This window comes from Nocardiopsis sp. TNDT3 (assembly GCF_003427465.1).
GTDB lineage: Bacteria > Actinomycetota > Actinomycetes > Streptosporangiales > Streptosporangiaceae > Nocardiopsis > Nocardiopsis dassonvillei.
In genome coordinates, this window is sequence record NZ_QPFC01000475.1 from 1 (window position 1) to 9049 (window position 9049).

8 protein-coding genes and 1 pseudogene are annotated in these 9049 nt (G+C 75.4%); 5 read left to right on the plus strand and 4 right to left on the minus strand.

Annotation, left to right across the window (positions count from 1 at the left end; genetic code table 11):
* A pseudogene (locus DQW06_RS12305) lies at nucleotides 1–286 on the minus strand (short-chain dehydrogenase); the annotation flags it as partial.
* A gap of 282 nt (nucleotides 287–568) precedes the next feature.
* Between DQW06_RS12305 and idi the strand changes: the two are divergent.
* Nucleotides 569–1126 carry an isopentenyl-diphosphate Delta-isomerase gene (idi, locus tag DQW06_RS12310; RefSeq protein WP_013155860.1) on the plus strand — a complete coding sequence of 186 codons (558 nt, stop codon included), beginning with the start codon at nucleotides 569–571 and terminating at the stop codon, nucleotides 1124–1126.
* A gap of 224 nt (nucleotides 1127–1350) precedes the next feature.
* The gene (locus DQW06_RS12315) at nucleotides 1351–2061 is read left to right on the plus strand and encodes an HAD family hydrolase (protein WP_117198471.1); all 711 of its coding nucleotides are present in this window, start codon (nucleotides 1351–1353) and stop codon (nucleotides 2059–2061) included.
* 190 nt (nucleotides 2062–2251) lie between these two features.
* Here DQW06_RS12315 and DQW06_RS12320 read toward each other — a convergent pair whose 3' ends face one another.
* Both DQW06_RS12320 and DQW06_RS12325 read right to left on the minus strand, forming a co-directional pair.
* On the minus strand, nucleotides 2252–2722 hold the full coding sequence (locus DQW06_RS12320) for an NUDIX domain-containing protein (protein WP_019609341.1): 471 nt from the start codon (nucleotides 2720–2722) through the stop codon (nucleotides 2252–2254).
* 77 nt (nucleotides 2723–2799) lie between these two features.
* Nucleotides 2800–3387, minus strand: a complete 588-nt coding sequence (locus DQW06_RS12325) for a GNAT family N-acetyltransferase (RefSeq protein ID WP_198662433.1) — start codon at nucleotides 3385–3387, stop codon at nucleotides 2800–2802.
* Between the two features lie 311 nt (nucleotides 3388–3698).
* On the opposite strand from DQW06_RS12325, the gene DQW06_RS12330 reads away from it, so the two are divergent.
* From DQW06_RS12330 to DQW06_RS12340, 3 genes are all read left to right on the plus strand, one after another.
* Nucleotides 3699–5045, plus strand: a complete 1347-nt coding sequence (locus tag DQW06_RS12330; RefSeq protein ID WP_117198472.1) for an ROK family protein — start codon at nucleotides 3699–3701, stop codon at nucleotides 5043–5045.
* A gap of 282 nt (nucleotides 5046–5327) precedes the next feature.
* Nucleotides 5328–5858, plus strand: a complete 531-nt coding sequence (locus tag DQW06_RS12335) for a PadR family transcriptional regulator (protein WP_117198473.1) — start codon at nucleotides 5328–5330, stop codon at nucleotides 5856–5858.
* Complete coding sequence (locus tag DQW06_RS12340) at nucleotides 5855–6910, plus strand: serine hydrolase (protein WP_117198474.1); 1056 nt, start codon at nucleotides 5855–5857, stop codon at nucleotides 6908–6910. Before DQW06_RS12335 ends, DQW06_RS12340 begins: the two co-directional genes overlap by 4 nt.
* Nucleotides 6911–7117: 207 nt before the next feature.
* Here the strand turns inward: DQW06_RS12340 and DQW06_RS12345 are convergent.
* The coding region (locus DQW06_RS12345; protein ID WP_157983420.1) for a glycoside hydrolase family 3 protein at nucleotides 7118–9049 on the minus strand (1932 nt) is incomplete at its 5' end.

Sequence of the window (9049 nt, forward strand, 5' to 3'; positions counted from 1 at the left end):
CGTTGGTCTCGTCGTCGATCCGGTCCGGCGCCGCGGTGGCGGTGGCCGCGAACACGGCCCTGTCGTGGGCCTGGCGGGCGGCCTGGCGCTCCTTGCGGCGCCGCTCCTTGACGTTCTTGAACAGGCGGGCGGTCGCGCGCTGGAGGGCGACCGAGTCCGGGTGGTCGCTGGGCAGCTCACCGGCGCGGGCGATCACGTCCAGGCACGCGGCCAACCGGTCGGGGTCGATCCGCTCCGCCGGGTGCTCCGACTCCTCCGGCAGCGTCCGGGTACCCGTGTCCGTCATCGTCTCTGTCACCGCTCCACCGCCGCGCCGCGGTCGTCGCGGCCGGCCTTCCGTTCCCTGTGTCCGGTGGCTCCCGACTCGGGGCCATCAGGAACTGTATGCGCACCCCGGGACCGCGCGGAGCGCGGTCCGGTGGAGCCGGTGCGCATCGGGTGGGAGTGACGGGTGAGTATGGGAGGGGAGAACGTCACCGCGTGGGGAGTACGGACCGTACGCGTGTGACGCAGGAACGAGGGCCGACCGGGCGGAGCGCGGCGGTCCCGGAAGCGGGGGGTAGGAGCCGTGACCCAGCACAGGGCCGCCGCGGGCGCGGAGGGCGGCGCAGAGCGCGAACTCGTGGTTCTGCTCGACGAGGAGCACCAGCGCGTGGGCGTCGCCGACAAGGCCACCGTGCACACCCGGGAGACACCGCTGCACCTGGCGTTCTCCTGCTACGTCCTGGACGCGGACGGGCGGGTGCTGATCACCCGCCGGGCCCTGGGCAAGACCACCTGGCCGGGGGTGTGGACGAACAGCTGCTGCGGCCACCCCGGCCCGGACGAGGACCTCGACGCGGCGGTGCGCCGCCGGGTCGGCCAGGAGCTGGGGATGCGCGTCAGCGGGGTGCGGCCCGCGCTGCCCGACTTCCGGTACCGGGCGGTGTCGGCCGAGGGGATCGTGGAGAACGAGTTCTGCCCGGTCTTCTGGGCGCGCGCGGAGGAGGGCCCGGACCCCGACCCGTCGGAGGTGGCCGAGTACGCGTGGACGGAGTGGGCGGACCTGGTGGCGGTGGCCGAGCGGACACCGTGGCTGCTGAGCCCGTGGGCGGTGGAGCAGATCCCCCGCCTGGACGCGCTCTGAGCCGAGCGGCGGCCCGGGAACGGGAGCGGATCCGGGGCGCCGTGCGGCGGAGGCGGGAGGAGGCGCGCGCCGGGTACCGGTCGCGGGGACGGTGGGCGTGAGGGCTGCGACCGGGTGTCCCGGAGGCACGGGGGCGGCGATCGGGTGTCCGGGAGGCGCGAAGGACCCCGCGCCCGGGTAGGAACGGGGTGGCCGTTCCCGACCCCCTCCCTGGAGCCGCTCCCATGTCCGAACGCCCCGCCGGGCGACCGCTCCGCCCGGCCGCCCTCGTCCTCGACGTCCTCGACACCCTCTTCCCCCTCGCGCCCCTGGAGTGGCGGTTCCGGGAGGCCGGAATCCCCCGGGTGCTCATGACCCGCTGGTCGGACCACCTGCTGCGCGACTCGTTCGCCCTGGCCCTGGTGGGGGGCGACGGCGCCGACCGCTCCTTCGAGGACGTGGTCCGGGGAGCGCTGCGCGACATCACCGGCCACCAGATCGCCCCCTCCGCCGAGGACGCCATCGTCGGGGGGCTGGCCGAACTCGACCCCCGGCCCGAGGCGGACGCCGCGCTGCGCGCCGCGCGCGGGGCCGGGGTGCCCGTCGCGGTCCTGGGCGACCACGACGACGCGCTGGCCCGGAGACTGCTGGAGCGCGCCGGTCTGCCCGACCTGGTGGAGGACGTGCTGGCCGCCCGCCCCGCCGGGGAGTGGCGGCCCGCGCCGGGCGCCTACCGGGCCGCCGCGCGGTCCCTGGGAGTCGCCCCGGAGCGGCTGGCCCTGGTCACCGCGCACGGATGGGACGTCGCCGGGGCGCGGCACGCGGGGCTGGTGACCGGGTGGTCCTCCCACCTGGAGGGGCGCTTCCCGTCGGTCTTCGCCCCGCCGGACGTCTCGGACCGCGACCTGGCCCGGACGGTGGAGGGACTGCTCTCCCTGCCCGCCGAGCGCCCCTGACCGGCGGCACCGCGAGGCGGGGCGGCCCCGAACCGCGCGGGGGCGGTCGCCCGCGCGGTCCGGAGCGGTCGCCGGAGGCTCCCGGGGCGCTCCCCGCGCCCGCCGGACCGCTGACGGCCAGCTCGGTGGCGGCACCCGGCTCGGTCCGGGGCCGGGACGCCCGTACAGTCCGGGTCCAGGGAGCCGGGGCTCAGGTGACGTAGAACGGTCCCGGGCGGTCCTCGTGGGCGTGGTCGATCCGGTCCAGGATGCGCTGGGGCATGTCCGGCAGGGCCCCGGGCGGGAACCAGCGCACGTCCAGGCTCTCGTCGCCGCTGGCGTCGGGCGCCCCGCCCACGGGGCGGCAGCGGAAGGCCAGGTCGAGGATCTGCACGCGGTCGCCGTTGGGGTAGGTGAAGGGCTCCTGGGCGAGCACGCTGGTGAGCCGCTCCACCTCGACCTCCACCCCGGTCTCCTCGCGCACCTCGCGGACGACGGCCCGGGCGGGCTCCTCCTCCGGTTCCAGGATGCCGCCGGGCGTGGCCCAGCGGCCGTCGTCCGCGCGCCGGTGCAGGAGGACCTCGCCCTCCTCGTTGACCACCACCGCCGTCACCCCGACGAGGGGCAGGAGGCCGTGGCCGACGTGGCTGCGGAGGGCGAGGAGGAAGTCAGGAACGGGCATGGCCCGAGGGTAGCCCCGGGACGCGTTCCGCGGGTACGCACCCCGCTGCGCGACGGGCGGCGCCCACGGAACCCGCCTCAGCCCTTCTTCCGGGCGGCGCGGTGCTCGGCGTACTCCTCGGCCAGGACCGACATCAGCACGGCGTCGTGCCACTCGCCGTCCCAGCGCAGGGACTCGCGCCAGACGCCCTCCCGGACGAACCCCGACCGGGCGTAGGACCTCTGCGCGCGGGTGTTGAACGCGAACACCTCCAGGGCGACCCGGTGCAGCCCGGCCACGGTGAAGGCGTACTCCAGCACGAGGTCCGTGGCCTCGGTGCCGTAGCCCCTCCCGGTGACGGACATGCCGTTGAGCGCGATCCGGTAGCCGGCGCTGGCGTTGTCCGGGTCGAGGTCGATCAGCGCGCACTCGCCCACGGCCGCGCCGCCCTCCCTCTCGAAGACGACCCAGTCGGCCCGGTCGTGGTGGTCGGGCCGCGTCGCGGCCCAGCGCACCAGCTCCTCCCTGGTGAACTCCCGGTGGGTGCCGGTGAGGCGGCGCACCTCGGGGTCCATGCGCAGTACCGGTTCGATGAAGTGCTCACCGGTCCCGGCGTCGAGCGGTTCGAGGCGGACCCTCTCCCCGGTGAGGACGGGCTGGTCGCGGAAGACGTCGGGAGGCACCATGACCGGGATCCCACCAGAGGGGTCGGCCGGGCGCAACGGCTTTTCCGGCCGGTCCCCGGCCGCGCCCCCGGCTCCGCCCTCCACCCCGGTTCCCGGGTTCCGGTCCTGCCTTCCGGTCCCGGATCCAGATCCGGATTCCCTCCCCGGCGTAGTCCCCCGATTCCACGACCACCTCCCCGGCCACAACCGTCCCCTCCGCCGCGTTCGCCTCCGCAGCCACGCCCTGCCGGGGCAGCGCCCCCGCTCACGCCACCGGCTGCCTGTACGATCCGGGCACGGTGTGCCGTGTCGGACGGGACGAGGGGGACCAGGTGTCGGTCGGTTCGGGAACGGTGAGCTTCCAGACGGTCCGGGAGACCAACCTGGGCGTCGTGCTGCGCACGGTCCGCGAGCTGGCCCCCTGCTCGCGCGCGGCGGTGGCCGCGGCCACCGGGCTGAACAAGACCACGGTGTCCAGCCTGGTCGCCGACCTCATGGCGCGCAGGCTGGTCCGCGAGACCGGGCGCTCCTCCCGGCAGCGGGTGGGGCGCCCGGGGGTGCTGCTGGACCTGGACGACTCCTCGATCGCGGCGATCGGCCTGGAGGTCAACGTGGACTACCTGTCGGTGGTCGCCGTGGACCTGCTCCAGCGCGAACTGGTCAGCCGCCACGTCCCCTTCGACGCCCGGTCGGCCGGGGCGGAGGCGTGCGCGCGGCACATCGCGCGCACCCTGGGCGCGACGGTGGCCGACCCCGCGCTGCGCGGGCGCACCGTGGTGGGGGTGAGCGTGGCGGTCCCGGCGCTGATCGACGCGCCCTCGGGGACGGTCACGCACGCGCCCAACCTGGGCTGGCGCGACGTGCCGCTGCGGGACCGGCTGTCGGAGCTGCTGCGCGAGGCCGGGGTGGAGGGCGTCCCGGTGCGGGTGGACAACGACGCGAACCTGGGCGCGGTGGCCGAGTACCGGGTGGGGTCGTTCGCGGGGACGGCCGACCTCGCGTACCTGACCGGTGAGGTCGGGATCGGCGCGGGCATCCTGACCGGGGGCGGACTGCTGCGCGGCGCCAGCGGGTTCGCGGGCGAGGTGGGCCACCTGTCGCTGGCCCCGGACGGCCCGGAGTGCGCGTGCGGGCGCCGCGGCTGCCTGGAGGCGCTGGCGGGGATCGGGGCAATCCTGCGCGGGGCCGTCCCCGACCGGTTCCCGGACCACCCGCTGTCGGGCAGCGACGTCGCCGGGCTGGTGGGGACGGCCGTGGCACGCGCCGAGGCGGGCGAGGACACCGCCGTCGGCGCGCTGGAGCGGGCGGGCACGTGGCTGGGCCGGGGCCTGGCCGTGCTGATCAACGTCACCAACCCGAGCCTGGTGGTGCTGGGCGGCTACTTCGTGCCCCTGGGCCCGTGGCTGCTGCCGAACTGCCGGGCGGAGGCGGCCGCGAGCGCGTTCGCGCCGGAGGCGGGCGGCTGCCGGGTGGAGCTGTCGTCGCTGGGGCTGAGCGCGGCGGCCCGGGGCGGGGCCACCGCGATGATCCACTCGCTCGACGCGGGACTGCTGCCCCTGCCCGAGCCCGTGACCCGGGCTCCCGATCCCGCGTCCGGCGAGGGGCCCGCCGCGGAGCCCGTCGAGCACCCGGCGGCGGACACGGCGCAGCCGGACGGGAACACCGCGGACACCGCCTAGTGCCGTGACCGTAAGGGGCCGCCGGACCGGCCCCTCCGCCGGGGACCTGTACTCGTAGCGCGTCCCGTCCTCCCTCGCCCAGAGTCAGGCCGGAACCCCTCGCGTCACACCGGTGACCTTTCCGGACAGCTACCAGGAGGCCGTACAGGGCGGCGTGCACTCCGCCCTGAACAGGGAATCCACCGTCGTTCCGGCGTTCCGGCTCCGGAGTCCGCACCGACCCCCGGACTACATGCGCTCTCCCATAGTGGACAACGCATATATTGGCGCTATCCTCTACCCATGTCCCTACGACACGCCATACTCGGGCTCCTGTCCATCAAGCCGATGAGCGGCTACGACCTGAAGAAGGTGATCGACGAGAGCGTCGGGCACTTCTGGACGGCGGACCAGTCGCAGATCTACCGGACGCTCACCGGCCTGGTGGAGGAGGGCCTGGCCTCCCGCCGCACCGTGGTGCAGGAGGAGCGCCCCAACCTGCACCTGCACAGCGTGACCGCCCCCGGGCTGGCCGAACTGGACCGCTGGCTCACCTCCCCCCTGCGCACCCCGCCGACCCGGGACCCCTTCCTGGCACGGCTGTTCTTCGCGGACAGGATGCGCACGGAGGACATCCGGGAACTGCTGGACGCCCGCAGGCGGGAGGTGGGCGGGGAGCTGGCCGCGCTGGAGGCGATCGCCGTCCCGGCGGAGGCCGCCGGGCTCGGGCAGGCGCTCCGCCTGGCCACGCTCTCCTACGGCATCACCCTGGCCAGGGCGGAGCTGGACTGGCTCGACGCCACCGAACGGCTGCTGGAGGAGGACACCCCGTGAGTGAGCGGATCTCGGCCCGGCTCGACGGGATCGCGGCGCGCTACGCCGCCAAGCTGGGGGTGTCGCTGATGAGCCTCGCCGTGGAGCAGCCGTCCACCGGGTTCTCCTGGAGCCACGGCGACACGGGGCGGCCGTACTTCGTCGCCAGCATCACCAAGCTGTACACCGTCGCGATGGTCATGCAGCTGCGCGACGAGGGGGCCCTGACCCTCGACACACCCGTCGCGGACCTGCTCGGCGCGGACACGATGCGCGGGCTCAACACGTACGGGGGCCGCGACCACGGCCCGGCGATCACGGTGCGCGAACTGCTGACGCAGACCTCCGGGATCCCCGACTACTTCGAGCAGAAGCGCCCCGACGGCACCACGTTCCTGGGCGACATGCTCCGCGAGGACGCCGCCTGGACCTTCGAGGACTTCCTCGGCATGGCCAGGGCCATGCCGAGCCGGTTCGCCCCGTCGACCCCGGGCAGGGCGCACTACTGCGACACCAACTACCAGCTGCTCGGACGCGTCATCGAGGTGGCCACGTCCGGCGGCTACGACCGGGCCCTGCGGGCCCGGGTCCTCGAACCGCTCGGGCTGCACGACACCTGGCTGTTCACCCCGCACACGCTGGACCGCTACGACGAGGTCGCCACGCTCCTGCACGGCCGCACCCGGCTGCGCGTGCCGAGGACGATCGCCTCGTTCCCGCCCGACGGAGCGGTGGTCTCGACCTCGGCCGACCAGCTGCGGCTCCTGCGCGCCTTCGTGGGGGGCGAACTGTTCCCCGCGCGGTACCTGGCGGAGATGACCGCGCGCTGGAACCCGGTGTTCTCACGTCTGGTCCCCATCGACTACGGGATCGGGGTCATGCGGTTCAGGCTCCCGCGCTGGATGACTCCGTTCACCCCGTGCCCGGAGATGATCGGCCACTCCGGGGCCTTCGGGAACGTGCTCTACCACGTTCCGGAACGCGACCTCCACGTCTCCGGCACCGTCAACCAGATGCTCCCCCGCAGCCTGCCGCACAACATCCTGGCCCAGCTGGTGGCCCAGTTCCGGTGAGCCCCTCCGGACCCCGCTGACCCGGGAGCCGCACGACGGCCCCCGGACCGGGGTGACGCGACCGCCGCCGGAACCCGGGCGGCCGGGGACGGCCCGTCCGGAATCCGGGCGGGCCGCCCCCGGCTCACTGTCGGCCGCACCGCGCCGGACCTCCCCCGGGGCGGCTGCGGCTCGGTGCCGGCCGGACCGTGTCCGGCCCGCCGCCGCTCAGTCCGCCTCCGGTGCCGGAGCAGCGCCGGTCAGGACCAGGTCGGCCACCGCCGTACCCGGCCGGTCGAAGACCAGGTACAGGTCACGGATCCCCCCGGCTCCCCCCGCGTCCTCGAAGGCCGCGCCGACCTCGGTGAAGTCGTAACCGTCCTTGCCCGCCGGGACGTCGGCCACCGCGGCGGTCGGTCCGTCCTCGGGGTCGTCCAAGCGGACGCGGACCGTGCTGGCGTGTTCGGCGTTCACCGTGAGGCGGCACCCGGTGACCCCGTCGCCGAGGTCCACGTCGCGGAAGACGGCCCACGCGCCGCCCTCCCGGGAACGCACCGCGTCGCCCCGCTCGGGGGTGAGCGGGCACAGGGACGTGCCCCGGGCGTCGTCGTAGCCCGCGGCCGACCACGGCGTGCGCGCGTCGCGGGGCGGGATGGCCTCCCCCGGCACGTCCAGGGCCGCGGTGGCGCGGATGTCGGTCGCCGAACGCCCGACCAGCACCTGGCGCGGCGCGTCCTCCACCACGAAGCGGTCGCGGGTGGTGTCCCACAGCGCGAGCCGGTCCACGTCGAAGGAGACCGTGGCGAGCGCGCTGCGGCCCGGCTCCACGCGCACCCGGGCGAACCCGCGCAGCGCGCGCAGCGGGGTCCGCACACGCGAGGCCAGCTGGCGGGTGTAGACCTGCACCACCTCGTCGGCGGGCCGCGCGCCCGTGTTGGCGACCATGACGGCGACGGTGACCCGGCCGCCGTCCACGCGGACCACCGGGGCCGCGTACTCCACCGACGTGTAGCCGAGGCCGTGCCCGAAGGGGTAGAGCGGCTCGCCCTCGAAGTACAGGTAGGTGCCGCGCGCGCCGACGATGTCGTAGTCGAGCATCCCGGGCAGGTCGTCGGCGGAGCGGTACCAGGTCTGCGGAAGCCGTCCGGAGGGCTCGGCGTCGCCGAAGAGCACGTCCGCGAGCGCGTGGCCGTACTCCTGGCCGCCGTGCGCCGACCACAGGACGGCCGGGACGTGCTCGTCGGCCCAGGTGATCCCGAACGGGCAGCCGCTGCTGAGCACCAGGACCGTGGCGGGGTTGGCCGCGCGCACGGCGCGCAGCACCCGCTCCTGGGCGGCGGGCAGGTCCAGGTCGGTCCGGTCCTCGGTCTCGCGCCCGTTGACCATGGGGTGGTCGCCCAGGACGACGACCGCGACGTCGGCGGCGGAGGCCACCCGCGCGGCCTCCTCGGCTCCCGTGCCGAGCCCGTCCACGATGAACAGGCCCTCCCCCTCCCCTGCTCCGGCCAGGCGCAGGTTCCCGTCGCGCGGATCCGAGGTGACACCGCGGCCGCTGCGCACGTGGACGAGGGTGTGCAGGCCCTTGCGCTCCTCCAGGCGGAAGGTCTGGGTGACCTCCCAGGTGCCGGGCCCCGGCGCGGTGAAGGCCAGGACGTCTCCGGGTCCCACGTCGAGGTACCTCCCCGTCCGCGTCGAGCGCAGGGCGCAGGCGCCGCCGCCCCAGTCCAGCAGGTCGAAGTCCGCGCCCTCGACCTCCTCCTCCACGGTCGGCGCGTGCCCGTCCGCGCCGCGGTGCCCGCCGCAGACGCCGTGGGCCTCCAACCGGGCGGGGCCCCCGTCGCCGGGGTCCACCACGAGTCCGTGCCCGAACGTGCTCAGCCGGATGCGGTCCACGCCCTCGCAGAACACCGTCTCCACCCGCTCGGCGATCCCGGCGCGCGCGGTGACGGCGTAGGGCAGCGTCCCGCTGTACCAGTCCTCCAGCACGGTGTCGCCGAGCTGGCCGACGACGGCGACCCGGCGCACGTCGCGCAGCGGGAGCGCGCCCTCGTTGCGGAGCAGCACGATCGAGCGGGTGGCCGCCTCCCGGGCGAGCGCCCGGTGCTCGGGGGTGTCGAAGGCCCCGGCGTCCCCGGCGGTCCCGTGCCCGGCCTCCCCCGC

What these genes read in the sequence shown, in the direction of transcription:
- DQW06_RS12335 (WP_117198473.1), top strand. Translation starts at nt 5,328, where the DNA reads ATGTCCCTACGACACGCCATACTCGGGCTCCTGTCCATCAAGCCGATG.
- DQW06_RS12320 (WP_019609341.1), bottom strand. Translation starts at nt 2,722, where the DNA reads ATGCCCGTTCCTGACTTCCTCCTCGCCCTCCGCAGCCACGTCGGCCAC.
- DQW06_RS12325 (WP_198662433.1), bottom strand. Translation starts at nt 3,387, where the DNA reads ATGGTGCCTCCCGACGTCTTCCGCGACCAGCCCGTCCTCACCGGGGAG.
- DQW06_RS12315 (WP_117198471.1), top strand. Translation starts at nt 1,351, where the DNA reads ATGTCCGAACGCCCCGCCGGGCGACCGCTCCGCCCGGCCGCCCTCGTC.